We start from the raw sequence: 24,961 nt of genomic DNA on the forward strand, positions 1-24,961 counted from the left end.
AAGGTGCGCCGCAGTATAAACGCGAGAGGAAAGCGCCATGGAAATCGGATACTTCACGATGCCCTCGCATCCGCCGGAGTGCGGATTGAAGGAAGGGCAGGAGTGGGACCTTCAGGTCCTGCGCTGGCTCGATGAGCTCGGCTATCAGGAAGCCTGGATCGGCGAGCATCACACCGCGCCATGGGAGCCGCATCCCGCGCCCGATCTGATTTTGGCGCAGGCGTTCCGCGAGACCAAGAACATCCGCCTCGGCCCCGGCGGCTTCCTGCTGCCCTATCATCATCCGGCCGAGCTCGCCAACCGCGTCGCGATGCTGGATCATCTCTCCGACGGCCGGCTCAATTTCGGCATTGCCGCATCCGGCCTGCCGAGCGACTGGGCGATGTTCAATGTCGACGGCATTAGCGGCCAGAACCGCGAGATGACGCGCGAGGCGCTGGAGATCATCCTGCGGCTATGGACCGAGCCGGCGCCGTTCACGCACAAGGGCAAGTACTGGACGGTGACCAAGCCTGACGTGATGTTTGACTTCCTGAAGCCGCATATCAAGCCGGTGCAGGCGCCGCATCCGCCGATCGGCGTCGCAGGTCTGTCGAAGAACTCCGATACGCTCAAGCTCGCCGGCGAGCGCGGCTTCATTCCGATGAGTCTCAATCTCAACCCCGCCTATGTGTCGTCGCACTGGGATTCGGTCGAGGCCGGCGCCGCCAAGTCCGGGCGCAAGCCGAGCCGCAACGATTGGCGGCTGGTCCGCGAGGTGTTCGTCGCCGAGACCGATGAGGAGGCGTGGCGGCTCTCGACCGGCGACATGATGGGCCGGATGATGGGCGAGTACTTCCTGCCGCTGCTGAGCCATTTCGGCTTCAAGGACTACCTCAAGCATTCGCCCGACGTGCCGGATACCGACGTGACGGTGGACTATTGCGCCAAGCGCAACTGGATCATCGGCTCGCCGGCGACGGTGACCGAGAAGATCGAGAAGATCTGGCACGAGGTCGGCGGCTTCGGGACGCTGTGCGTGTTCGGCTTCGACTACAAGCACAAGCCGGAAGCCTGGCACAACTCGCTGCGCCTCCTGAAGCACGAGGTGATGCCGAGGTTGCGCCATCTCAATGCCGATATGACCAGGGCGGCGTAATATCAGCGATCGGGCCGGCGCAGGTGCGCCGGTCCGATCGACGAGGTCATTGCCATGCGCATTCGCGTCCGACAGTCAGCCCATGTGCTCGAGCGGTCGGGGCTTGCCTTGGCGGGCGCGGCATGCGGTGTGTTCGTGGGGGCGCATGTCGGCTCCAGCGTACCGTGGCTCACCACCCAAGGCTTCCTGCTGGTGATGATGCTGTCCGGCGCGTTCGGCTTCTATCTCGGGATCGACACGCCCCAGATACCGTTCCATCCCCACGAGGAGGGCACGCCGGCCGAGAACAAGATCGATGCGGCTGAATTCCTCAGCGCCGTCGGGACGTTTTTCGCCACGCTGACAGCCTTCTTCGCCGTGGGGATCATCATCCTCCGCGAAGATCCACACATTGTCTGGACCTCACTCATCATGGCCGGCTGGGTGATCGGCGTTGCGATGCAGATCGTCGCGGGTGCGATCGCGCGCATGCGACGCTGAGGGATGGTCAATTTTTGTGCTGATTGTCGCGACTTTGATCGAGCGCCTCGCGACGGTTGCGGGGTGTTGTCGCACATGAGTTCTGCTGCGCGGAACTAAGAAGACGATGCGGGCTGCGTCCGCTTCAGGATTACGCTCTCCGCGACGCATGCGTTGCGCAGACCGGCTGGATTCTAACGGTTTACCGCCCGTCCCATGCATCCAGAGCAAGCGCCGCATCGAAACGTCGCATGACGGTAGTCGGCGCGTTGGCGCGCTTGATGCATCGCAGCGCGCAGAATCATGTGGGAAGCTCATCATGTTGAAGCGGGTGTTGTTGGGGATGGTCATCGGCTGCGGATTGTCCGCAGCTCATGCGGAGGAGCCGAAGATCGGCGGCGTCGTGAACGCCGTCATCCAGCCGGAGCCGCCGGGGTTGATGCTGGCAATGGTCCAGAACGGTCCGACCCAGATGGTGTCCGGCAACATTTTCGAAGGTCTGCTGCGCTACAGCCCGAAGCTCGAGCCGCTGCCCGGCCTCGCCGAGAGCTGGACGATCAGCCCCGACGCCAAGGCCTATACGTTCAAGCTGAAGCCCGGCGTGACCTGGCACGACGGCAAGCCGTTCACCTCGGCCGACGTGCTGTTCTCGATCGAGATGCTGAAGCAGACGCATGCGCGCGCCCGCAACAACCTGGTCATGGTCGAGAAGGTCGAGGCGCCCGATGATCTCACCGTGGTGTTCACCTTGAAGGAGCCGTTCGGTCCGTTCATCGGCATCTTCGAGGTCGGCTCGCTGCCGATGGTGCCGAAGCATCTCTACGAGGGCACCGACTACAAGACCAATCCGAACAACAACGCGCCCATCGGTACCGGCCCCTTCATGTTCAAGGAATGGCAGAAGGGCTCGTTCATCCGCATGGTGAAAAACCCGAACTACCATGAGAAGGGAAAGCCCTATCTCGACGAGGTCTACTGGCAGATCATTCCAGATGCGGCAGCGCGCGCCGTGGCCTTCGAGACCGGCAAGGTCGACGTGCTGCCCGGCGGCTCGATCGAGAATTTCGACGTGCCGCGCGTCTCCAAGCTGCCGGGCGCATGCGTCACCGGCGCTGGCTGGGAATTTTTCTCGCCGCTCTCCTGGATGTGGTTGAACCTGCGCAACCCGATTCTCGCCAACAAGAAAGTCCGGCAGGCGATCATGTACGCCATCGATCGCGACTTCGCCAAGGACGTGATCTGGAACGGGCTCGGCAAGGTGGCGACAGGCCCGTCGGCCTCGACCATCAAGTTCTACACCGATGACGTACCGAAGTACTCCTATGATCCCGCCAAGGCCAAGGCGCTGCTGAAGGAGGCCGGCTACAAGGGCGAGAAGATCCGCATGCTGCCGCTGGCCTATGGCGAGACTTGGCAGCGCTGGGGCGAGGCCGTGAAGCAGAACCTCCAGGACGTCGGCATGACGATCGAGACGATCGCCACCGACGTGCCCGGCGGCAATCAGAAGATCATGGAGTGGGACTACGACCTCGCCTTCACCTATCTCTATCAGTATGGTGATCCCGCGCTCGGTGTCTCGCGCAACTACATCACCTCGGCCATCGCCAAGGGCCAGCTGTTCAACAATGTCGAGGGCTATTCGAACCCCGAGGTCGACAAGCTGTTCGCCGAAGGCGCGACGGCACCGACCGATGCCAAGCGCAAGGAGGCCTACGACAAGGTGCAGAAGATCCTCGTCGAGGACGTGCCGGTGGCCTGGCTGTTGGAGCTGCAGTTCCCGACCATCACCAAATGCAAGGTCAAGAACCTGATCACGACCGGCGTCGGCGTCAACGACGGCTTCCGCGACGCCTGGCTCGACAAATGATGGCAGGATTCGGAGCGCATCCGGGACGCTTGTGTATTGACGTATTGGGCTGTCGCGGCATGCCATCCGGCCAGTTTGTTACTCCGTCATGCCCGGGCTTGTCCCGGGCATCCACGTGGTTCTCAGCGTACCGAACGACGTGGATGGCCGGGACACGCCCGGCCATGACGACGTTGAGGCAGACGAGCGCAAAACTCCGATGACAAACAATAGTCCTGGGGCGCTGCGGTGTGCGCTGCGCCCCAGGTGCTCCACCTGCATCTCGAGCTGACCATCACGGGCCCTCCATGCTCTCCTTCATCGTCCAGCGCGTCGCGAAGGGCGTCATCGTCCTTCTCGCCATCGTCGTGCTGAACTTCTTCCTGATCCGGCTGGCGCCGGGGGATCCCGCCGTCGTGATGGCCGGCGAAGCCGGCGCGTCCGACCAGATGTTCGTCGCGCAGCTGCGGGAAAAATTCGGCCTCGACCGTCCGCTGCCGGAGCAGCTGCTCATTTACATCAAGGGCATCGCCAGCCTCGATCTCGGCTTCTCGTTCCGCCAGCAGGCGCCGGTCGCCAAGCTGATCGTCGAGCGGCTTCCGGCGACGCTGCTGCTGACGCTCTCTGCATTCGCGATCTCGCTCGTGCTCGGCGTCCTGTTCGGTGCGCTGGCGGCAAGGTTCGCCGGCACCTTCCTCGATACGGCAATCACCGTGCTCGCGCTGATCTTTTACGCGACGCCGCTGTTCTGGATCGCGCTGATCGCGATCCTGCTGTTCTCCGTCTGGGTCGATTGGCTGCCGAGCTTCGGCTACGAGACCGTTGGCGCCGGCTACACCGGCCTGCGCCACGCGCTCGACGTCGGCGCGCATCTGGTGATGCCCGCAGCGACGCTCGGCCTGTTCTTCATGGCGACCTACACCCGCATGACCCGCGCCTCGATGCTCGAGGTGAAACGGCTCGACTTCGTCAAGACCGCGCGCGCCAAGGGCCTGCGCGACGGCGTCATCCTGCGGCGTCACGTGCTGCGCAACGCGCTGCTGCCGGTGGTGACATTGGCCGGCGTCCACGCCGGCACCCTGGTCGGCGGCGCCGTGCTGACGGAGACCGTGTTCGCCTGGCCCGGCATCGGCAGGCTGATGTACGACGCGCTGATTCAGCGCGACTACAATCTCCTGCTTGGCGTGTTCGTGGTCTCCTCGGCCATGGTGCTGATCTTCAACCTGGTCACCGACCTCGTCTATCGCCTGGTCGACCCGCGCATCGAGTATGCGTCATGAGGCAGTTCTGGCGCACCATGCTGCGCAGCCCGAGCGGCATCATCGGGCTGATCATCCTGATCCTTGCGATCGTGATCGCGGTGGCCGGACCGTTCTATTTCCCCAATTCCCCGTGGCGCATGGTGCAGCGGCCCTTCGTGCCGCCCTTCACCTTGGCGAAGGTGCCGCTGGGGACCGATGCGCTCGGGCGCGACGTGCTGGCCGGCCTGATCTTCGGTGCCCGCGTCTCACTGCTGGTCGGCCTGGTGTCGACGCTGGTCGCTCTCGTCGTCGGCGTGCCCCTTGGAGCGATCGCGGGGTACTTCGGCGGCCGCGTCGACGATGCGCTGATGCGCTTCACGGAATTCTTTCAGACCATCCCGAGCTTCGCGCTGGCCATCGTGCTGGTCGCGATTCTTCAGCCCTCGATTTATTCGATCGTCGCCGCCATCGGCCTCGTCAGCTGGCCGCCGGTGGCGCGCCTCGTACGCGGCGAGGTGCTCTCCCTGCGCACCCGTGAATACGTCCAGGCGGCGATCGTCACCGGCCAGAGCAATGCCTGGATCATCTGGCGCGAGATCCTGCCCAACGCGCTGTCGCCCGTGATCGTGCTGGCATCGCTGATGGTCGCGACGGCGATCCTCCTCGAATCCTCGCTGTCGTTCCTCGGCCTCGGCGATCCCAATCTGATCTCCTGGGGCTACATGGTCGGCGCCGGCCGTACCGTCATCCGCCAGGCCTGGTGGATCACGGTATTTCCGGGCGTGGCGATCCTGCTCGCCGTGCTCGGTCTCAACCTGATCGGCGAGGGCCTGAACGATGCGTTGAACCCGCGCCTGTCGCGGGAAGGCAGGTGAGTGATGGCTGATAACAACTGCCGTAGGGTGGGCAAAGCGAAGCGTGCCCACCGATTGCCGATCTCGTCTGCCGATGGTGGGCACGGCGCGGGCTGGAGCGCAGCAAACAAAGCACGGCATCGGCGCGCCTTTGCCCACCCTACGGGACCGGTGAGGGTGAGCCATGTCTGATCCCGTCGTTGCCATCAAGAATCTCCGGATCGCCTTGCCGAAGGGCGCCGAGCGCGCGCACGCCGTTGATGGCGTCTCGCTCGATCTCACCGCGGGCAAGATCGTCTGCGTTGTCGGCGAGTCCGGCTCGGGCAAGTCGATGTGCGCGCATGCGCTGCTCGGCCTGTTGCCGGAGACGGTGACCGTCGAGAGCGGCGAGATCCGCTTTGACGGCCGCGATCTGCTCGAGGTGGATGAGGACGGCTGGCGCGATCTGCGTGGTCGCCGCATCGCGATGGTGTTCCAGGAGCCGATGACAGCGCTCAATCCGCTGATGCGAATCGGCGACCAATTGATGGAGGTCTTCGAGGCGCATGGATTGCTCTCGCCCGCGGAGCGCCGTGCCAAGGCGCTGGCGCTGGTGCGTGAGGTCGGGCTGCCCGACCCCGAGCGAATCATCCGCGCCTATCCGCATCAGCTCTCCGGCGGCCAGCGCCAGCGCGCGATGATCGCGATGGCGCTCGCGCTCGAGCCGGCGGTGCTCGTCGCCGACGAGCCGACCACCGCGCTCGACGTGACGACGCAGGCGCAGATCCTCAAGCTGATCCGCAACCTGCAGGCCAGTCACAACATGGCGGTGATGTTCATCACCCATGATTTCGGCGTCGTCGCCGATATCGCCGATCAGGTCGTGGTGCTGCGCCACGGCAAGGTGGTGGAGGAGGGCTCCGCCGCGAGTGTGCTCGGCAGCCCGCAGCACGACTACACCAAGGCGCTGCTCGCCGCCGTACCGTCCTTCGATCCGCCGCCGCGGTACTCCCGAGAAGACGCGCCAAAGGCGCTCGAGGTGATCGGTCTCGACAAGACCTATGTGACGCCGACCGGCTGGTTCCGGTCAAAGCGCGAGACGCGCGCGGCGCATGCCGTCAATTTCGCCATCCATCAAGGTGAGACGCTTGGCCTCGTCGGCGAATCCGGGTCAGGAAAATCGTCAGTCGCGCGGCTCGTGATGCGGCTGATCGAGGCCGATCGTGGCACGGTTCGGATCGGCGATGCCGATCTCACCGGGCTGCAAGGCCGAGCGCTGCGCGCGCAGCGTCATCGCATCCAGATGATCTTTCAGGATCCGTTCGCCTCGCTCAACCCGCGCCGCAAGGTCGGCCGCATCATCGCCGACGGCATGGTCGCGCGCGGTACGGCGCTGGATGCGGCGCTGAAGCGCGCGCAGGATCTGCTCGGACTGGTCGGCCTCGACGCCGGCGCGACCGAGCGCTACCCGCACGAATTCTCCGGCGGCCAGCGCCAGCGCATCGGCATCGCGCGGGCCCTTGCGCTGGATCCGGAGATCATCGTGGCTGATGAGGCGGTGTCCGCGCTCGACGTGTCCGTGCAGGCGCAGGTGCTTCGGCTGTTGGAGGATCTAAAGGCGCGGCTTGGCCTCTCGATGCTGTTCATCACCCACGATCTGCGCGTCGCCGCGCAGATCTGCGATCGCATTGCGGTGATGCAGAAAGGGGAGATCGTCGAGCTGAAAGCAACGGCCGCGCTGTTTGCAAATCCGGAACACGCCTATACGCGCGAGCTCCTCGCGGCCGTCCCGGGGCGCAAGCCGAAGCTGGCCGCGTTGGATTCGTAAATCAGTTGCAACATAATCGGCACATTTCGGTTATAGCAACATGGCTCGGAGTGCCTTGACGACGTCAGGCACTGCCGACCGGCATCCGCTCCCGAGCGAGGGTTGCGAGACGATCGTCCGATGCCGTCACCGAACCGTGGCCATCCTGTGCCAATCTTGCCCGCACGTGGCGACGAGTTCACTACTCCACTGAGGAAGCCCCCGATGTTAGAGCGCAGGCCCACGGCCGCGGTGCTCGAAGCCCACAAGGCGTTCAAGCAGGCTCCGGCCCCAAAGAGCGATTACGAGAAGGCGCAGAGCGCGTTTAACGAGAACAGAGAGCGCCTGAGAGCCGAGCGCCTCGCGCGCGAGGCGGCGGCCGCCAAGAGCGACCAAATCGATCGCAAACAAAAGCCGGCTTGAGCGCCGGCTTCGTTCACGTCGTTTGCGGATAGGACTTGGCAGCCCCTGCTCAGGTCCGCGATGTCGCTGAAGCGATCTGACCCTGCGGCCGTTCGCGCTCGGTCCGCGCTGAGTTCGTCGATGGAAGTGCACCAGGACGTGCCGCTGGCACCTTCTTCACCGGGGCTGGCAGCAACCCTTCGCGGATCGCCGCCTTACGCGCGACCTTGCGCTGGCGCCGGATCGCATCGGATTTCTCGCGCGTCTTGCGCTCCGATGGCTTCTCGTAGGAGCGGCGGCGCTTCATCTCACGGAAAACACCCTCGCGCTGCATCTTGCGTTTGAGAATGCGCAACGCCTTGTCGACATCATTGTCACGAACGAGTACCTGCAAAAGCATCCTCCTTGTCTTCATCCCGCGATCAGAATCTCGCGATGAGAGCTGGTGTGTGAAGTCGATCGCGCGACGCGCGTGATGGCATCACCTTGAGCCGGCGGCTTGGATGAAATGATCAGCTGTGATCGCCGCCCAAGCCATGTGTGATCCCCTTCGTAGGAAGGCGGGAGCACGAAATGTCTCTCAGCCATCGATGGCCGGGCCGTTATCGATGGTCGTATCAAGATAGGCGCAGAGGGCGGATATTGCCAGCGCGCCGGTCTAAAAGCCGTATCGGCCGAAAACTATATTTGCTGCGCGCCCTTGTAATCCCCCGGAAAGGGTCTACCTTGAGATTGTTCGATTAGCCGCTGTGCCTTTCTGAATGTGCCCGCGGGCTATTTCCAAAGTCATCGCTCAGTTGAATGATGAGGTCGTGCGGCGTTCGCGCGACGATTGCGCTTGGAGATAGACATGCAGGGTACCGTGAAGTGGTTCAACGGCCAGAAGGGCTTCGGTTTCATTCAGCCGCAGGACGGCGGGAACGACGTGTTCGTTCACATCAGCGCCGTTGAGCGTGCTGGTCTCGCAGGTCTGGCCGAAGGTCAGAAGCTGAATTACGACGTCAAGACCGACAAGATGCGCGGCAAGACCAGCGCGGAAAATCTCTCGCTGATCTGATCGCCTTGATCTTTCGATCTCAAGCCATTTCACGGATGTACTGAAATGGCTGGACTGCCCGCTCGGTCTCATGATTGAGCGGGCTGTTTGCGTTTCCACGAGGCCCTGCAGCTCTTGGGAAGGACTGGTCAATGGCAACGAAACGAGCCCTGCAGCCTTCGGCTGAAAGCCTTGCACGCACGCAGCGCCGGCAACTCGCCGCCGAGGAGGGTGCCAAGGCCTTGGTGGCGGCCGAGCAGCGTGCGATCGACATCCGCAAGAATATGGAGCGGCTGCGCGCGCTCAGGCTTGCGAAGGAGGCCGAGGACGCCAGGATCGGTGGTAGTGCCCCCGCAGCGCGGCCGGCCAAGCGACGCAACAAGATCGCGCGTTAGATCGAACCCCAGGCGGCGAAATTCGTTCTGGTCCCAACGACACCAGCGTTCCGCGTACAGGTTCCATCTCCCTGCTGAGGAGGCTGACGTGGCCAAATCCGTCGCAACGGACGTTCGCATCGCAAGAGAAGATTCGGGTCGCGGAGGACAGATGATCGCCTTCGCGCTTGCCATCGGCTCGACGCGCCAGGTCTGTCACCTCGAGACCAGCTTCTGCACCCGCAATCAGGCCTTGGCCTACCTGCAGCGCAATCGCACCGCGTTCGAGCAGCGCGCCCGCGAGCTTTTTGCGCGCGGCGAGGTCAGGGACGGCGTGATCCACCTGACAATGATGTGAGGGCAAAGGCGGAACGTTCCGCGGCCGGCGTCCGCGCCACATGGTGGCGCGGCGAAGGCGCGAGATCCGTCGCCATTGTTAGTCGGTCCTCTGCTTCACCGGCAGCGGCACGCGCTCATAGGCCGTCGGCAGATTGATGGGCCGGTAGTCCGTCGACTCGGCGATGCGCATCAGCACGCTCTCGTGGATGAAGGCGCCCTCGGGAATGAAGCGCGGCTCGCAATTCGGAATGTAGAACCCGAGATGGACCTTGCGTTCGGGCCATTCCTTGTACTTCGCGCGCTTCGGCAGATATTCGAGCAGCCGCCAGGCCGGCGTCATCGAGTTGTGCAGCGGACTTCGGATGCTGGGTTCGACATAGGAGAACGGGCTGTTCTTGCGCTGCACGCCCCAGGCGAGCTGATTGACCGTGCGCGGATTGACGGCGAGTCCCGCCTCGACGGCCTCGTCGATCATCCACAGCAGCGGATATTTCGAGGCCGCAGACTGCGCCTCCGGATAGCCGCCGCCGACATCGCAATGCACGCCGGCGAACCAGACCTGCTTGGCGTCCTGCGGTCCTGCCTTGGCCTTGTTGAAGCGGTTCGGCGTGAATGTTTGCGGCATCTCCCAGGGCTTCAGTCGGAACATGCAGCGCCGTTCATCCATCGCCGCGGCCTGGCGGAAGATCCTCACGCTCGGATTGCTGATCGTGAACGCCAGCTCCTCGAGACTCGGCAGCGCGAACAGCCGATCGGTGCGTGGCACGATGACACTGGCCACCGTGTCCCACACGCCGACGAAATGAATCGTCGGCCAGCGCGTCGAGGTGATGCGCGCGAACTGCGCGGCTTGATCGTCGCGGCTCTCCGGGATCGGCCCGTCCTCCTCGGTGCTCTCGAGCTCGGCGGTGATGCCGCGTCCGGCCTTCGGATTGTCGGAGGAGTACGTCTTGTAGGCGATCACGCCCGAGCCGGCGAGATTGATCTGGTCGGGTGAGATCAGGCCGATCTTGTGGACGAGGCCGGCGAGCACGCGCACCGTGTAGGCGCCGCGCGAGAAGCCGAACAGGAAGATGCGATCCCCGTCCTCATAGTGCGTCGCGAGGAAGCAGTAGGCCTTGATGACGTTGTCATCGAGCCCGTAGCCCGTCGCGAGTCCGAGCACCATGTTGAAATTGGTCTTGAAACGGTGCCAGCTGTCGGGCTGCGTCAGGGTGCCGACGCCGGGGTCGTAGAACACGGCTTGATGCGGCGTCGTCTTGTCGGTCTTGCGCAGGCAGCGATAGAGCTTGAGGACGTTCGAAATGTTCTCGCTGATCTCGTTGCCGGTGCCGTCACAGCAGATGACAATATTTTTCATGGCAAAGGAATGTCCGCAATAATGCTACCGCGGCGAGTGTAGATGATCTGGCCGGTATTGGGGAGCTTGGTTGCCATGACACTTCGTCTGGGGCGCCGCGATGACATCCGATACGCCGTCTCTGAAAGTGTCCTGCGTTAATCTCTGTTTTCCGATCGCATGGTCACCAGGTGCCCGCGTCGCTTGGCTCAATGCAACGCGCTGCGCTTCGCAAGATCGTTTCCGCAAATGAAAACGGCCGGATCCTGCGATCCGACCGTTCTCTCAACTCACCTTGCGCCCGCCCCAACGGGCCGAAGCGATGAATGTCTCAGCTCGCCTTCGCGACCGGAGCGGCCTCGGCGGCCTTCTTCTCGATGGCGCGCTTCAGCTCGAGCGCGCGCGGCGACAGCGCCGCGGCATTCGCCTTCATCAGATACGCATCGAGGCCGCCATTGTGGTCGACGCTCTTGATGGCATTGGTCGAGACGCGCAGGCGCACGTTGCGGCCGAGTGCATCCGAGATGAAGGTCACGTTGCACAGGTTCGGCAGGAAGCGCCGCTTAGTCTTGATATTCGAGTGGCTGACCTTGTGGCCAACCTGGGGGCCCTTGGCCGTCAGTTCACAGCGCCGCGACATGGCAATAAATCCTCTCTCATCCCCGCACCCTCAGTCCGCTCGTGTCGGCGGGCCGCGGGGGTCCAAAACTCGTCCAGCTCGTCTCTGGGAGATGCGGTCGTATAGGGGGGACGCGGCTTTTCGTCAAGGTTTTGAAGGCCGCGCGAAAACGAGGGAGCCGGGCCAGCGCCATTCGCCAGGCGAGTCCAGATGTCAGCGCGGCGCCTGACCAGTTCGTCTGACAGCAGAAAAGCCGGCGTATAATCAAAGATATAGCCTGCAGACTAGACCATATAAACGGCGCATTCCGGCGGGATGGATGGTACTCTGCGTCTCGTCTTGAAGCGCCAGAACGGCGGCACGCTGGCACGGTCGGGATGTCGGTGCGCGGTTCCGGCCAAACTCGCGCGGGATCCGCGGCTCATTCCGGCGCAAAGCGCTGGACAAACCGCCATTGTCGGGCGGTTCGCGTTGTTCGAGGGCGTTTTTGGCTTAAGTAACGAGGACGACGTGCCGGATTTGTCCGGCGTTCAGGCAGGCGGATCGGCAGGATCAATCCTCACGTGACCATCATCTCGGCTCTCCCATTCGTCTCCCGTTACCTGCTTCCGGCCAGTTCCGCGCTGGGACTGCTGCTGTTGCTCGCCCCGAGCGCTCAGGCGCAGGCCAGGCTCGATGCGCAATATGAGGCGTCGCTGGCCGGCATCCCGGTCGGCAAAGGGACCTGGGCCATCGAGATCGGCGACGATCAGTACGGCGCCTCGGCGCAGGGCGGCACCGCCGGGCTGCTCAAGAGCTTCTCGCAAGGGTCCGGCAATGGCTCGGTGCAGGGCCGCGTCGTCAACGGCGCGCTGGTGGCCCAGAGCTACCAGGCCTCGTCGACAACGGGGAAGAAATCCGAGCAGATCCGCATCAACCTGCAGAACGGTACGGTGAAGGATTTCACCATTGAGCCGACCCCGCCGGTCGATCCTGACCGCGTTCCGGTGACCGATGCGCACAAGCGCGGCGTCTTCGATCCGATGACCGCCTCCCTGCTGCGCGTGCCCGGCAATGGCGAGCTGTTGTCGCCGGAGTCCTGCCGCGGCGCCGCGCCGGTGTTCGACGGCCGGATGCGCTACGAGCTCAAGCTCGACTACAAGCGCATGGAAAACGTCAAGGCCGACAAGGGCTATCGCGGTCCTGCGCTGGTCTGCGCGATCTACTTCACGCCCGTCGCGGGCTACATCCCGGACCGCCCGGTCATCAAATACCTCGCTCAAGCCCGCAACATGGAAGTCTTCTTCGTGCCGCTCGCAGGCACGCGGATCCTGGTGCCGTTCCGCGTGGTGATCCCGACCTCCTTCGGCACCGCGATGCTCGAGGCGACGTCGTTCATCACGCAGGCCACGCCGCACGTCGCCAAGACCCAGTAGCGCCGAGCCTAGCCCGTAAGCGTTCCGTCGACCGGGCAGCGCTGGCCGCGAAGATCGGGGTGACGATTGCGTGCGGAAGAGCGAGCCATGCGATGTTTCTCCGTCGTGTCGGGAATCCGTTTGACTCTTCCCTGATTCTGATTCGACTCGGCGCCCGCGCCGACTTCCGTCAGTTCCATCGCAAAACCGTTGCTTGTGGAGCCTGCAAAAACTTGATCTAGTGTCGACTAAGTCGCAGAGCGCGAGATGTTGCGGTGAACGAAGCCGGAAAGACGATGGAGTCACCGATTCCTTCGTGATTCGTTCTCAAGGCGTTCCGAAGCTTACGCTGCGTGCCTATATGCGTCACAGGATGAGACAGAGGTGAGGACCGCAGCCTCCTGAAAATCACGATAAATCCAGCATCCATCGCGCCCGACCAGCGCGCCTGCAACGCCGGCTTCGAGACCCAAATTTAACGAATGGCTTTTTCGTCTTCTTCGGCTGCCTCGCCTTTCGAGCGCGCGTCCGACCGTGCATCCGACCGTGCTCCTGGAAGCGGCGTCACCGCCGTGCTCGGTCCCACCAACACCGGCAAGACCCATCTCGCGATCGAGCGCATGCTGGCGCATTCGTCGGGCATCATCGGCCTGCCGCTGCGGCTGCTGGCCCGCGAGGTCTACAACAAGATTGCCGATCGCGTCGGCAGCGAGACGGTCGCGCTGATCACCGGCGAGGAAAAGATCAAGCCGAAGAGCCCGCGCTATTGGGTCTCGACCGTGGAGGCGATGCCACGCGACCTCGACGTGTCGTTCCTCGCCGTCGACGAGATCCAGATCGCGTCCGATCTCGAGCGCGGCCACGTCTTCACCGACCGCATCCTCAACCGTCGCGGCCGCGACGAGACGCTGCTGCTCGGCGCTGCGACGATGCGCCCGATCATCGAGCGGCTGTTGCCTGGCGCCTCGATGGTGACGCGGCCGAGATTGTCGCAGCTCGAATTCGCCGGCGACCGCAAGATCACGCGACAGCCGCGGCGGACCGCGATCGTCGCCTTCTCGGCCGACGAGGTCTATGCGATCGCGGAGCTGATCCGCCGCCAGCATGGCGGGGCGGCCGTCGTGCTCGGCTCATTGTCGCCGCGGACACGCAACGCGCAGGTCGCGATGTTCCAGAATGGCGACGTCGATTATCTCGTCGCGACCGACGCGATCGGCATGGGCCTCAACCTCGATGTCGATCACGTCGCTTTTGCCTCGGATCGCAAATATGACGGCTATCAGTTCCGCCGCCTGACGCCGTCGGAGTTTGCCCAGATCGCGGGCCGCGCCGGGCGCGCGACGCGCAACGGGACCTTCGGCACCACCGGGCGTTGTGCGCCGTTCGAGCCCGAGCTGGTCAACGCGCTTCAGAACCACACCTTCGACAGCGTGAAGATGCTGCAATGGCGCAATTCGAAGCTGGATTTCGCCTCCCTCAGCGCGCTGCAGGTGTCGCTGGCGCTGGCGCCGGGGCACGAGGTGCTGACGCGGGCGCCGATCGCCGAGGATCTGCGCGTGCTCGACCACGCCGCGCGCGACGCCGAGGTGCGCGACATGGCGCATGGCGCCGCTGCGGTCGAGCGCCTCTGGGAAACCTGCCAGATTCCCGATTATCGCCGGCTGTCACCGGCCGCCCATGCCGAGCTCGTCACCACGGTGTTCGGCTTCCTGATGCAGAAGGGTCGGATCCCGGACGCCTGGTATGCCGCGCAAGTCGACCAAGCCGACCGAACCGATGGCGACATCGACACGCTGTCAGGCCGAATTGCACAAATTCGCACCTGGACCTTCGTCGCCAACCGGCCAGATTGGCTGCGTGATCCGGAATATTGGCAGGGGATTACCCGCGACCTCGAAAATAAATTGTCAGACGCCCTTCATGAACGGCTCACGGAGCGTTTCGTTGATCGTCGTACCAGTGTATTGATGCGGCGCCTGCGGGAGAACAGTGTTTTGAATACGGAAATCGGCAAGACCGGCGAAGTGATCGTTGAAGGGCACGCGATCGGTCGCCTGGATGGATTCACCTTCGCGCCCGACACCGCCGAAGCCGGCTCCGAGGCCAAGGCCTTGCAGGCTGCTGCGCAGAAGGCGCTGGCTGGCGAGATCGAGGCACGCGCCGAGAAGCTGTCCAATGCGCCCGACGAGCACATCGTGCTGACCGCCGACGGCACGCTTCGCTGGACGGGCGACGCCGTCGCCAAGCTGGTCGCCGCCGACGACGCGCTGCATCCGCGCCTGCGTATCATTGCCGACGAGCGGCTCACTGGTGCGGCGCGCGACAAGGTGCAGGCACGGCTCGACCTGTGGCTGAAGACGCATGTCGAGAAGCTGCTCGGGCCGCTGTTCGAATTGTCTAAGGCCGAGGACATCACCGGCATCGCGCGGGGCATCGCCTTCCAGCTCGTCGAGGCGCTCGGCGTCATCGAGCGCAATAAGATCGCGGCCGAGATGAAGGATCTCGACCAGCCCTCGCGCGCCACCTTGCGCAAATATGGCGTGCGTTTCGGCGCCTATCACATCTACGTCCCGGCGCTGCTCAAGCCTGCCGCACGCGCGCTCGCGGCGCTGCTATGGGCCGAGAAGCAGGGCAATGTCGACATGTCCGCCCTGACCGGCGCGCAGCATCTGGCGAGCTCGGGCCGCACCTCCTTCCCCGTCGACAAGGCCCTGCCGCGCGATGCCTATCGCGTGCTTGGCTACAAGCAGGCAGGTGAGCGCGCCGTACGCGTCGACATCCTGGAGCGGCTCGCCGACCTGATTCGTCCCGCGCTGGCCTGGCGCGAGACTACGCAGGGCGAGAAGCCGGCCGGTGCCTTCGATGGCCGTGGCTTCGTGGTGACGCAGGCGATGACCTCACTGACCGGCTCGGCCGGCGAGGACTTCGCCTCGATCCTGCGCGCGCTCGGCTACCGCATGGAAAAGCGGCCGCCCTTGCCGCCGAAGCCGGTTGAAAAGCCGGTCGAGGCGGCTGCGCCTGATGAGGCGCCGGCCGAAACGGCAGCGGCGGAGACAGCCGCTGCCCAGCCGGACGCGCAGGTGCCGACCGTGGCGGAGGCTGCCGTCGCGCCCGTTACCGAGCAAGTCATGGATGCGCCTGCTGAGCCGCAGGTCGAGACCACGGCGGCCTCTGCGCTGTCGTCCTTGCCGACCGTCGATTTCGTCGCTCCGGCGCCGGCCGAAGAGTTGCCTGTCGTCGAGACGTCTGAGGACGCCGCTGCGACCGAGGCCGCGCAACCGGCTTCCGTCGAGGTGGCCGCCGCTGATGCGCCTCAGGCAGAGGCCGCGCAGCAGGTCGTTCCGGCCGACGGCGCGACCGCCGAAGCTTCCGCGGCCGAGCCGGCTGCAGATGCGGCCGAGGCCGCGCCCGCCGCCGAGCCTGTGCTGGTTGAGGTCTGGCGTCCCGGCGGACGGTCGGAAGAGCGCCGTCCGCGCCATGAGCACCATCAGCGCAACCGGCATCGTCCGCAGCACGACCGTGGCCAGGCGGCTCCTGGTGAGCAGCCCGCCGCGGGTGCTGCGCCCGCCGAGGGCGAGGGTCGCGAGCGCCATCATCGCGGCCATGGCCGCCGGGACCGGGTCAAGGAGTTCGGCAAGGATTTTCGCAAGGGACCGCCGCGCGAAGGGTCCGAGGCCCCTGCTGCCGAGGGCGCGCCCGCGCGCGACGATCGCGGCCCGCGCCGCGATCACGACGCCAAGGGGCGCGATCAGGGACGCGACCAGAATCGCGACCGCAACAAAGGCGGAAAATTCGGTGGTGACCGCGAGGGACGCGGCGGCCGCGATTTCGGCAAGGGCGGCCGCGACAAGCGCGACGGCGGCCCGGCCTTGCGGCCCTACGCGTCGAGCGGTGGTGGCGGTCGCGACCGCGACCGACCCGTCGATCCGAACTCGCCGTTCGCCAAATTGGCTGCCCTCAAGGAGCAGCTGGCCGCGAACAACCGCAAGGACTGACGAGAAGGACAACGCCCACGTCCGACACCCCGTCAGAGCGCCAGCGCCTCGATAAATGGCTGTGGCATGCGCGCGTGGTGAAGGCCCGCACCAGCGCCGCAGCGCTGGTCTCGTCAGGCCATGTCCGCGTCAATGGCGTGCGCGAGACGTCGCCGGGCCACGGCGTGAAAACCGGCGATGTGCTGACGATCGCGCTCGATCGCAGCGTGCGCGTGCTGAAGGTGACGGGCTTCGCCGAGCGGCGCGGCGACGCGGCCTCAGTGCGCGGCCTCTATGATGATCTCGACGGTGCCGGACGCAGCTGACGGTTTGGGTCTGCGCAACTTCAATTCAGTTCTTCGCCCTGCTTCACTTGCGGCACACCACGTCCTGCGCTAGTGCAGGCTTGCCGATTTGTTGATCCGTTCCGGAGCGCTGGATGACTTACGTCGTCACCGAAAACTGCATCAAGTGCAAATATACCGATTGCGTTGAGGTCTGCCCGGTAGACTGTTTCTACGAAGGCGAAAACATGCTCGTCATTCATCCGGACGAATGCATCGATTGCGGCGTGTGCGAACCCGAATGCCCGGCCGATGCGATCAAGCCGGATACCGAGCCGGGTCTGGAGAAGTGGCTGGGCGTCAATGCCGAATATGCCAAGTCCTGGCCGAACATCACCCAGAAGAAGGATCCGCCGGGCGATGCCAAGGAGCACGACGGCGAGGACGGAAAATTCGAGAAATATTTTTCGTCGAAGGCCGGAGCCGGGGACTAGCCCATCATGCGGCTACCGGCGCTCTACAAGCGCCGCGCGGGCGGGCGGCGGACGCCAGCTGATCGGGAATGCCACGCGGAAACAATGGCCTAGGGTGTATCTTGCGATGCAGGAACAAGCCCGGCAGATGTGTACGATTCTGGCACGCGTCACTTAACCCTAACTTCGCGGAGCCGTCACAATACCGCCCTTGGAGCCTCTAAATCATTGATTTTTGCGGGAAATGTGCTATATATGGCACATTCTCAGAGCCGAACCCGGCCATGCGTATACTTTTTTGGCCGCCCTTTTAGGTTCCCGCAACATCAAACAGGGGCGTGGCAGTTCCGCGCGCAGGCTGTGTCACAGAAAACGCGTAAAAAGAGTGCTTCCAAGAGTACAAAAAAAGCCGCCGCGGCCAGCCGCAGCGTTTCCAAGGGCCGTGCCCGGGCTCCTGTAAAGGAGATTCGGGCTGCCGCAAAGGCCTCGGCTGCCAAGTCCACCAAGAACAAAAGAAGCGCAATGCCTGAAAAGACTGCCAAGACTGCCGCGAAAGCATCCGCCGCGAAGACCACTCTTGCAAAGGACTCGGTTGCCAAGGCCGCCCCGGCCAAGGCTGCCGCTGCGCCCAAGGCCACCAAGACGGCCGTTCCTGCTGCTGCCCCTGCTGCCGCCAAGCCCCCCGTTGCCGCCAAGCCGGCTGCCCCCGCTGCGGCCGCGCCGCGCGTCGAGGAGAAGAAATTGCCGACTCAGCGCCAGGGCTTCAAGACCAACGAATTCGTCGTCTACCCCGCTCACGGCGTCGGCCAGATCCTGGCCATCGAGGAGCAGGAGATCGCGGGCGCCAAGCTCGAGCTGTTCGTCATCAACTTCATCAAGGACAAGATGACGTTGCGCGTGCCGACCGCCAAGGTCGCCAATGTCGGCATGCGCAAGCTGTCCGACCCGGCGCTGGTCAAGAAGGCACTGGAGACGCTGAAGGGCCGCGCCCGCGTGAAGCGCACGATGTGGTCGCGCCGCGCCCAGGAGTACGAAGCGAAGATCAATTCGGGCGACATCGTCGCGATCGCCGAGGTCGTGCGCGACCTGTATCGCTCGGAGTCGCAGCCGGAGCAGTCCTACAGCGAACGTCAGCTGTATGAAGCCGCGCTGGATCGCCTGTCGCGCGAGATCGCGGTCGTGCAGCACTCGACCGAGACCGAAGCCGTCAAGGAGATCGAAACGCAGCTCGCCAAGAGCCCGCGCCGCGGCGCCAAGACCGAAGCCGACGCTGTCGCCGAGGGCGATGCCGACGCCGAGAGTGATGCCGACGATATCGACGGCGACGACACCGCCGTGGCGGATGAGGCTGCCTGATCGATCGCTAGCTCGTTTTCCAATTAGTTGCTTACGAAAGCCCGGCCGCGAGGTCGGGCTTTTTGTTTGGTGCCAGTCTGTCTGCCGGCCGTCCGCACGATCGGTACAGCCTCCGGGCTCGCTGCCCTCGTGCTCGCCTCCACGACGGCTCTGGCCTCTCAGCGATGGCTGGGGCGCGCGCTGGTGCCAAGCGCTCCATTGTCGTCCCGGCGAACGCCGGGACCCATAACCACAGAATGTCGTGGTTGCGGGAGGTGGACGCTCCAGCAGGCTCAGCAACGGAAAGCGGTGGTTATGGGTCCCGGCTCAAGGCCGGGACGACACCTGTCGATTGCGCATGGTCAGTGCCATGCATCTGATAGTTGGACGCGGAGCATGATCGCGAGACGTAGCGACGGCGCTCACTCCACCACGATCTTCACGCGATCGCGGACCTTGACCTGGGCGCGGGCGTCGAGGCCGTTGAGGACGCGGAAGCGCTCGATCGGGCGGTCGACGCCGGTCATGCGGTGGGCGAGGGACTCGACGGTGTCGCCGGGCTGCACGGTGATGACCTTGATGCGCAGCGGCCGGGCCGACTGGATCTCCTCCAGGCTGAGCCGGCGGAACGAGTTCACCGTCTCCCGCGCATTGCGCTCGCTCTCGGTGGTCTTCTGGCGCGAGGCGAAGATGAAGCGGTAGACGTCGCTGCCGACCCGCAGCGCGTAGACCTTGAACTGCCAGGGATCGCCGCTGGCGCTGGTGGAGGCCGCCGGGAAGCCGTTGATTGTCAGCTCCTCGGTCGACGATCTGTCGACGTTCTCCATCCAGCCGGAATTGAGATAGTCGCCCAGCGTCTGCTGAGCCGGCACACGCACCACGTCGAAGCGCATCGCCTGGGCGCCGCCCTCGCGGACGCCGATCACCGCCTGGGCGGTGTTGTCGAGCGTGAAGTTCTCCGGCGCCTGGAACGTGAAGCCGAGCTTCGGATGCAGGAAGCGGCGGCCGCGCACGAAGCCCTCGCTCGGGTCCTCGCCATAGACGATGTTGTCGACCGCGGCGAGATAGGTTTCGCGGTCGTGCTCCTTGGCGTCCGCCGAGACGTATTGCTTGGCGATCGCCGCGGCGTTCTGGACGCGCTCGGGCGTGGCCGGGTGCGACGACAGGAAGTCCTGCGCCCGCGGGTCGATTGCGACCTTACCGGCCTTCAGCTCGGCGTTGCGTTCCATCGAGGTCAGGAACCGCGCCGCGCCATAGGGATCGAACTTCGCCTTGGCGGAGATCCCGACGCCGATGCCGTCGGCCTCGAACTCCTGCGTGCGCGAGAAGCTCGCCATCGTCAGCTTGGTCTTGGCCAGCGCCAGTGCGGTGAGATCCGGATCGTTGCCCATATCGGACACGACGCGGGTGACCACCGCGGCCTGGCGCGCCTGATCCTCGCGGATCGCGGCGTGGCGGGCCAGCACATGCGCCATCTCGTGGCTCAGCACCGAGGAGAGCTCGGAGGTGTCGTTAGCGAGCGCGATCAGGCCGCGCGTGACGTAGAGCTGGCCGGTCGGCAGCGCGAAGGCGTTCACTGCGCCGGAGTTGAGGATGGTGACCTTGTAGCCCTGGTCCGGCCTGTCCGACACGGCCACCAGCCGATCGACGATCCGGCCGATCAGCGCCTCGAGCTGGGGATCCTCATAGGCACCGCCGTAAGTTGCAAGGATGCGTTCATGCTCGCGGTCGCTCGCTGGCGTGGTCTGTACGATCGCCGGCTTGGGCCGCGGCGTCGGCATTGGCGCCGTCGCCTGCTGCAACTTGCCCATGTCGCTGCAACCGGCCAGCGCGAGCCCCAGGCACAGCAACGCCGGTGCGATCCGCGAACCGCAGTTCACTACCAACATGCGCCTTCGAACAGACAGGTCCACGTCGCTACTCACGTACCCTCAGCGGTCAATTGCCGCTCAAAATCTCAATCTGCGCGCTCTGCGTCAGTTCCAGCCTCGGACCCGCATGCGCTTCAATCCAACCGCGCACCCGAACCTGCCGATTCGCAAGTGATTTGACGTCGATGCCGGCACCTTCCAATACCGCCATCATACGCTTTGGAATAATCACAGCGAAGCCCCGTGTCCAGTTACGAGCGAAGTTCAGATAGGTCGTTGTCCCTGCCTGTCGTACGGACAACACCTTCCCTTCGACAACCGTAAATAGCCCTACGCCAGCCAAAATATCGTCTGGACTTTCAGCGTTTTTTATGACGGTCCCCATATTCCAGAGCCCCCGTCGCGCAGCCCGCGCCTCGGTCTCCGCCGCAGCCAGGCTGAGGGCGCAGTCGCGGTCAGGCAGGTCGATGCCGCGGAGCACGGCGCCCTGCCGCAGCAGTTCGCTCTGGGCGGATTGGTCGGCACCGGCGACGAAGGCGAAGGCGCGCTGCCGGCCGTAGCGGTCCGGTGCGTCATCGTCGCCGCGCAGCACGATGTCGCGGTCGCGCAGCAGCGCGACGAGCGCGTCCGTCGCCGCCGCGCGATGCTCGGGCGCTGGCGCCTCGATGCCGGCGAGCCGGATCTCGCGGCCATCGCTCAGGCGCACGCTGCGCGCATCGACGATCTCGCTGACATGACCGTCGCCAAGCTCGGCGAACGTGCAGGGAGCGCCAAGGCCCGTCGATGCCGTCACGACCACGACGGCCGATGCCGCGATGGCCGTCGCAACCGGCGTCACGCCGGCGAGCCTTGGTCTGCAGATCATCATGCGTGCACGCGCCATGCCGCATCATCGCACGAAATTTGCGTTCCACTGAGCGGAAAACAGCGGCATCCGAGCGCTTTGTTAGGCGCTTGCCGCATGCGTGGGCCTGCGCCATGATGTCAACTATCAACGAGGCCGTCGCCACGCAGCGGCGTGCCCGGCTGGGAGGATATCGATGAGCAGATCCATTCGCGGCGCGGCAGCGTCATTGATCGTGCTGGCCGCGGCGCTGACGCTGTCGGCCACCGCGGCGCTGGCGCAGAGCAAGCCGCCGCTGAAGATCGGCGGCATTCTCGACATGTCGAGCCTCTACGCCGACATCACGGGCCCCGGCAGCGAGGCCGCGGCGAAGATGGCGGTCGAGGATTTCGGCGGCGAGGTGCTGGGACGCAAGATCGAGGTGATCGCGGCCGACCATCTCAACAAGGCCGATCTCGCCGCCAACATCGCGCGCGACATGCTCGACAATCAGGGCGTCGAGATGATCTGGGACGTCGCGGCCTCGGCCACCGCGCTCGCCGCCGGCGAGATCGCCAAGGCGCGTAACAAGATCATCATCTTCAACGGCCCGGGCTCTGTGCGCCTCTCCAACGAGGCCTGCGGCCCGTACACCGTGCACTACGTCTTCGACACGTTTGCGCAGGCCAACGTCACCGGCCTCGCGGCCGTGAAGTCCGGCCTCGACAGCTGGTTCTTCCTCACCGCCGACTACGCGTTCGGCCAGGACCTCGAGAAGGACACCAGCGCGGTGGTGGTGAAGTCGGGCGGCAAGGTGCTCGGCAGCGTGCGCCATCCGCTCAACACCTCGGACTTCTCCTCATTCCTGCTGCAGGCCCAGGCCTCCAAGGCCAAGGTGATCGGGCTCGCCAATGCCGGCGGCGACACCATCAACGCGATCAAGCAGGCGGCGGAGTTCGGCATCAGCAAGAGCGGCCAGAAGCTGTCGCCGCTGCTCGCCTTCGTCTCCGACATCGACAGCGTCGGGCTGGAGACGGCGCAGGGGCTCCTGGTGGCGGAAGCGTTTTATTGGGATCTCAACGACGACACCCGCGCCTTCACCAAGCGTTTCATGGAGCGCACCAGGCGCGTGCCGACCTCTGCGCAGGCCGGCGTGTATTCCTCGGTGACGCACTATCTCCAGGCCGTGAAGGCCGCGGGCACCACCGATCCCGACGCCGTCATGAAGCTGATGCGCGCGACCCCGATCAACGACATGTTCGCGAAGGGCGGGCGGATCCGCGAGGACGGCCGGATGGTGCACGACATGTATCTGTTCGAGGTGAAGAAGCCGTCGGAGTCCAAGGGCAAATCCGACGACTACAAGCTGCTCGCGACCGTGCCAGGCAACGAGGCGTTCCAGTCGCTGGAGTTGTCGCGTTGTCCGCTGGTGAAGAAATGACCTTTGGACGGCCGTGGAGCGGGTCCGCCCACGGCTTCCGTCGTTCCGGGGCAACGCGCCAGCGTTGAACCCGGAGCCTCGACATGAGTCCATCATCTCGGGATTCCGGGTTCGACGCTGACGCGTCGCCCCGGAATGACGGGTCCACAACTCGGATATCGGAGCATCAGCCATGACCAACACCGCCGTCCTGCAGCACCTCGATGCCGGCCTGCTCACGATCACGATGAACCGCCCCGAGCGGCGCAATGCGCTGAACAGCGACATGACCAAAGGCCTGGTCGAGGCGGCGCAGCGCGCGGCCAACGATCCGGACGTGCGCGCCGTGCTGCTCAAGGGCGCCGGCGGCACGTTCTGCGTCGGCGGCGACGTCAAGGCGATGGCCGAGGCCAAGACGGCTCCGTCGTTCGAGACCAAGGCGACGACCTTGCGCGAGCGCATGGAGGTGTCCCGGCTCTTGCACCAGATGCGGAAGCCGGTCGTCGCGCAGATCGATGGCGCCGCGGCCGGCGCCGGACTGTCGATCGCACTCGCCTGCGATCTCCGCGTCGCCGGCGAATCCGCCAAGATCACGACGGCCTTCGCCAAGGTGGGACTGTCAGGCGATTTCGGCGGCACCTACTTCCTCACCCAGCTGCTCGGCAGCGCCAAGGCGCGCGAGCTGTACCTGACCTCGCCGATCCTCTCCGCGCGCGAAGCCCTGGCGCTGGGCATGGTGACGAAGGTGGTGCCCGACGCCGAGGTCGAGGCCGCCGCGCGCGAGCTCGCGATGTCGCTGGCTCAAGGCCCGAGCGTCACGCTCGGCTACATCAAGCGCAACATCAACAATGCCGAGACGATGACCCTGGAAGCCTGCTTCGATGCCGAAGCCGTGCACCACTCGCGCTGCAGCGACACCGAGGATCACAAGGAGGCTGCGCGAGCCTTCGTCGAGAAGCGCGTGCCCGTGTTCAAGGGGCATTAGCACCACACTTTCCGTCATTGCGAGGAGCGAAGCGACGAAGCAATCCAGGGTGATTGTGTCAGCTCTGGATAGCTTCCGTCTTCGCTCTGCGAGGTCCGGCGGACAAGTCGCTGCGCTCGCAATGACGCCAGAGAGGCCGTTGGTTGGCGTGAACTGGCGATACAGCAAACAGGATTCCCATGCCTTACCTCCATTTGCGCCAGGTCTGCCTGGTCGCCCCGGCGCTCGAGCCGGTCGTCTCCGACATCGCCGCGATCATGGGCCTGGAGATCTGCTACCGCGATCCGCATGTCGGCAAAGACGGCCTGGAGAACGCGCTGCTGCCGGTCGGGCCGATCCTGCTCGAGGTCGTCGCGCCAAAGCGCGAAGGCACGGCGGCAGGACGTTTTCTCGACAAGACCGGCGGCCGCGGCGGCTACATGGCGATCTTCGCCTGCGATGATCCTGACGGCCGCGCAGCCGTTGCGAATGCGATGGGCGTGCGCACCGCCAACATCATCAATCATCCGCCCTATCACGGCGTGCAGCTGCATCCCCGCGACTGCCGCGCGGCGTTCATCGAGCTCAACCACACCACGGGCAGCGACGACGTGCTGGGGCCGTATCCGCCGGCGGGTCCGGACTGGACGCGCGCGATCCGCCGCGATGTGACGACGGCGCTGACCGAGGTGGTGCTGGAAAGCCCGGAGCCGGCCTCGCTCGCGGCGCATTGGGGGCGGATCCTTGATCACGCTCCGACGCAGTGCGCCGAAGGCTGCCAAAAGGGAGCCGAGGAGTGCGCCCAAGAGCTCGTGCTGCCGAACGCCCGTATTCGCGTCGAGCGCGGCGAGCGTGAACTGATGAGCGGCCTGACCTTCCGCGTCGCCGACGCGGCGCGCGTGATCGGAGCCGCCCGCGCCCGCGGCCATGCGGTCGCCAACGATGTTTTCACGGTCGGAGGTGTCGCGTTCCAGCTGATGATGTGACGCC

General features: G+C 64.9%; 23 protein-coding genes. 18 read left to right on the forward strand and 5 right to left on the reverse strand.

Going from position 1 to position 24,961, the window contains the following annotated elements; translation table 11 throughout:
- The first annotated feature begins 37 nt into the window (after nt 1–37).
- The 7 genes from BRADO_RS02920 to BRADO_RS02950 all read left to right on the forward strand — a co-directional run bounded on the left by BRADO_RS02920 (nt 38) and on the right by BRADO_RS02950 (nt 7,747).
- Nucleotides 38–1,138 carry an LLM class flavin-dependent oxidoreductase gene (locus tag BRADO_RS02920; protein WP_011923821.1) on the forward strand — a complete coding sequence of 367 codons (1,101 nt, stop codon included), beginning with the start codon at nt 38–40 and terminating at the stop codon, nt 1,136–1,138.
- Between the two features lie 54 nt (nt 1,139–1,192).
- A complete protein-coding gene (locus BRADO_RS02925) occupies nt 1,193–1,618 on the forward strand; it encodes a hypothetical protein (RefSeq protein WP_011923822.1) in 426 nt (141 codons plus the stop codon).
- Between the two features lie 298 nt (nt 1,619–1,916).
- Nucleotides 1,917–3,464, forward strand: a complete 1,548-nt coding sequence (locus tag BRADO_RS02930) for an ABC transporter substrate-binding protein (protein WP_041756046.1) — start codon at nt 1,917–1,919, stop codon at nt 3,462–3,464.
- Between the two features lie 287 nt (nt 3,465–3,751).
- Nucleotides 3,752–4,723, forward strand: coding sequence for an ABC transporter permease (locus tag BRADO_RS02935; RefSeq protein WP_011923824.1), 972 nt, complete (start codon nt 3,752–3,754; stop codon nt 4,721–4,723).
- Nucleotides 4,720–5,559 (forward strand): ABC transporter permease, encoded by an 840-nt coding sequence (locus BRADO_RS02940; protein ID WP_011923825.1) that lies wholly within the window; start codon nt 4,720–4,722, stop codon nt 5,557–5,559. The genes BRADO_RS02935 and BRADO_RS02940 overlap by 4 nt, the downstream gene beginning before the upstream one ends.
- 163 nt (nt 5,560–5,722) lie before the next feature.
- The gene (locus BRADO_RS02945) at nt 5,723–7,345 is read left to right on the forward strand and encodes an ABC transporter ATP-binding protein (protein WP_011923826.1); all 1,623 of its coding nucleotides are present in this window, start codon (nt 5,723–5,725) and stop codon (nt 7,343–7,345) included.
- A 204-nt stretch (nt 7,346–7,549) separates the two neighbouring features.
- Complete coding sequence (locus tag BRADO_RS02950) at nt 7,550–7,747, forward strand: hypothetical protein (RefSeq protein WP_011923827.1); 198 nt, start codon at nt 7,550–7,552, stop codon at nt 7,745–7,747.
- A 49-nt stretch (nt 7,748–7,796) separates the two neighbouring features.
- On the opposite strand, the gene rpsU is transcribed toward BRADO_RS02950, so the two are convergent.
- Nucleotides 7,797–8,120 (reverse strand): 30S ribosomal protein S21, encoded by a 324-nt coding sequence (rpsU, locus tag BRADO_RS02955; RefSeq protein WP_011923828.1) that lies wholly within the window; start codon nt 8,118–8,120, stop codon nt 7,797–7,799.
- 456 nt (nt 8,121–8,576) lie between these two features.
- Between rpsU and BRADO_RS02960 the strand changes: the two genes are divergently transcribed.
- The 3 genes from BRADO_RS02960 to BRADO_RS02970 all read left to right on the forward strand — a co-directional run bounded on the left by BRADO_RS02960 (nt 8,577) and on the right by BRADO_RS02970 (nt 9,494).
- Nucleotides 8,577–8,783, forward strand: a complete 207-nt coding sequence (locus tag BRADO_RS02960) for a cold-shock protein (RefSeq protein WP_008966330.1) — start codon at nt 8,577–8,579, stop codon at nt 8,781–8,783.
- A gap of 131 nt (nt 8,784–8,914) precedes the next feature.
- Nucleotides 8,915–9,157: a hypothetical protein gene (locus BRADO_RS02965; protein ID WP_011923829.1), complete on the forward strand. Its 243-nt coding sequence runs from the start codon at nt 8,915–8,917 to the stop codon at nt 9,155–9,157.
- A gap of 151 nt (nt 9,158–9,308) precedes the next feature.
- Entirely contained in the window at nt 9,309–9,494 is a 186-nt protein-coding gene (locus BRADO_RS02970) for a hypothetical protein (RefSeq protein WP_011923830.1), read from the forward strand.
- 78 nt (nt 9,495–9,572) lie between these two features.
- Here BRADO_RS02970 and BRADO_RS02975 read toward each other — a convergent pair whose 3' ends face one another.
- On the reverse strand, nt 9,573–10,835 hold the full coding sequence (locus BRADO_RS02975; protein ID WP_011923831.1) for a DUF2235 domain-containing protein: 1,263 nt from the start codon (nt 10,833–10,835) through the stop codon (nt 9,573–9,575).
- Between the two features lie 310 nt (nt 10,836–11,145).
- Nucleotides 11,146–11,454 carry a 50S ribosomal protein L28 gene (rpmB, locus tag BRADO_RS02980; RefSeq protein ID WP_011923832.1) on the reverse strand — a complete coding sequence of 103 codons (309 nt, stop codon included), beginning with the start codon at nt 11,452–11,454 and terminating at the stop codon, nt 11,146–11,148.
- Nucleotides 11,455–11,996: 542 nt separating this feature from the next.
- Between rpmB and BRADO_RS02985 the strand changes: the two genes are divergently transcribed.
- From BRADO_RS02985 to BRADO_RS03005, 5 genes are all read left to right on the forward strand, one after another.
- On the forward strand, nt 11,997–12,848 hold the full coding sequence (locus tag BRADO_RS02985; RefSeq protein WP_041756047.1) for a DUF3108 domain-containing protein: 852 nt from the start codon (nt 11,997–11,999) through the stop codon (nt 12,846–12,848).
- Between the two features lie 461 nt (nt 12,849–13,309).
- Complete coding sequence (locus BRADO_RS02990; RefSeq protein ID WP_011923834.1) at nt 13,310–16,822, forward strand: helicase-related protein; 3,513 nt, start codon at nt 13,310–13,312, stop codon at nt 16,820–16,822.
- Complete coding sequence (locus BRADO_RS02995; RefSeq protein ID WP_083794814.1) at nt 16,819–17,127, forward strand: RNA-binding S4 domain-containing protein; 309 nt, start codon at nt 16,819–16,821, stop codon at nt 17,125–17,127. Before BRADO_RS02990 ends, BRADO_RS02995 begins: the two co-directional genes overlap by 4 nt.
- A 113-nt stretch (nt 17,128–17,240) precedes the next feature.
- Nucleotides 17,241–17,579, forward strand: coding sequence for a ferredoxin FdxA (gene fdxA / locus BRADO_RS03000; RefSeq protein WP_035643080.1), 339 nt, complete (start codon nt 17,241–17,243; stop codon nt 17,577–17,579).
- A 501-nt stretch (nt 17,580–18,080) separates the two neighbouring features.
- The gene (locus tag BRADO_RS03005) at nt 18,081–18,914 is read left to right on the forward strand and encodes a CarD family transcriptional regulator (RefSeq protein WP_083794815.1); all 834 of its coding nucleotides are present in this window, start codon (nt 18,081–18,083) and stop codon (nt 18,912–18,914) included.
- A 401-nt stretch (nt 18,915–19,315) separates the two neighbouring features.
- On the opposite strand, the gene BRADO_RS03010 is transcribed toward BRADO_RS03005, so the two are convergent.
- Nucleotides 19,316–20,782 (reverse strand): M48 family metalloprotease, encoded by a 1,467-nt coding sequence (locus BRADO_RS03010; protein WP_011923837.1) that lies wholly within the window; start codon nt 20,780–20,782, stop codon nt 19,316–19,318.
- A gap of 49 nt (nt 20,783–20,831) precedes the next feature.
- Nucleotides 20,832–21,647 (reverse strand): thermonuclease family protein, encoded by an 816-nt coding sequence (locus BRADO_RS03015; RefSeq protein WP_157872502.1) that lies wholly within the window; start codon nt 21,645–21,647, stop codon nt 20,832–20,834.
- Nucleotides 21,648–21,804: 157 nt separating this feature from the next.
- On the opposite strand from BRADO_RS03015, the gene BRADO_RS03020 reads away from it, so the two are divergent.
- From BRADO_RS03020 to BRADO_RS03030, 3 genes are all read left to right on the forward strand, one after another.
- The gene (locus BRADO_RS03020) at nt 21,805–23,028 is read left to right on the forward strand and encodes an ABC transporter substrate-binding protein (protein WP_050780943.1); all 1,224 of its coding nucleotides are present in this window, start codon (nt 21,805–21,807) and stop codon (nt 23,026–23,028) included.
- A gap of 172 nt (nt 23,029–23,200) precedes the next feature.
- The gene (locus tag BRADO_RS03025) at nt 23,201–23,992 is read left to right on the forward strand and encodes an enoyl-CoA hydratase (RefSeq protein WP_011923840.1); all 792 of its coding nucleotides are present in this window, start codon (nt 23,201–23,203) and stop codon (nt 23,990–23,992) included.
- A 179-nt stretch (nt 23,993–24,171) separates the two neighbouring features.
- The gene (locus tag BRADO_RS03030; protein WP_011923841.1) at nt 24,172–24,957 is read left to right on the forward strand and encodes a hypothetical protein; all 786 of its coding nucleotides are present in this window, start codon (nt 24,172–24,174) and stop codon (nt 24,955–24,957) included.
- Nucleotides 24,958–24,961 lie beyond the last annotated feature (4 nt).

It is taken from the genome of Bradyrhizobium sp. ORS 278 (assembly GCF_000026145.1).
GTDB lineage: Bacteria > Pseudomonadota > Alphaproteobacteria > Rhizobiales > Xanthobacteraceae > Bradyrhizobium.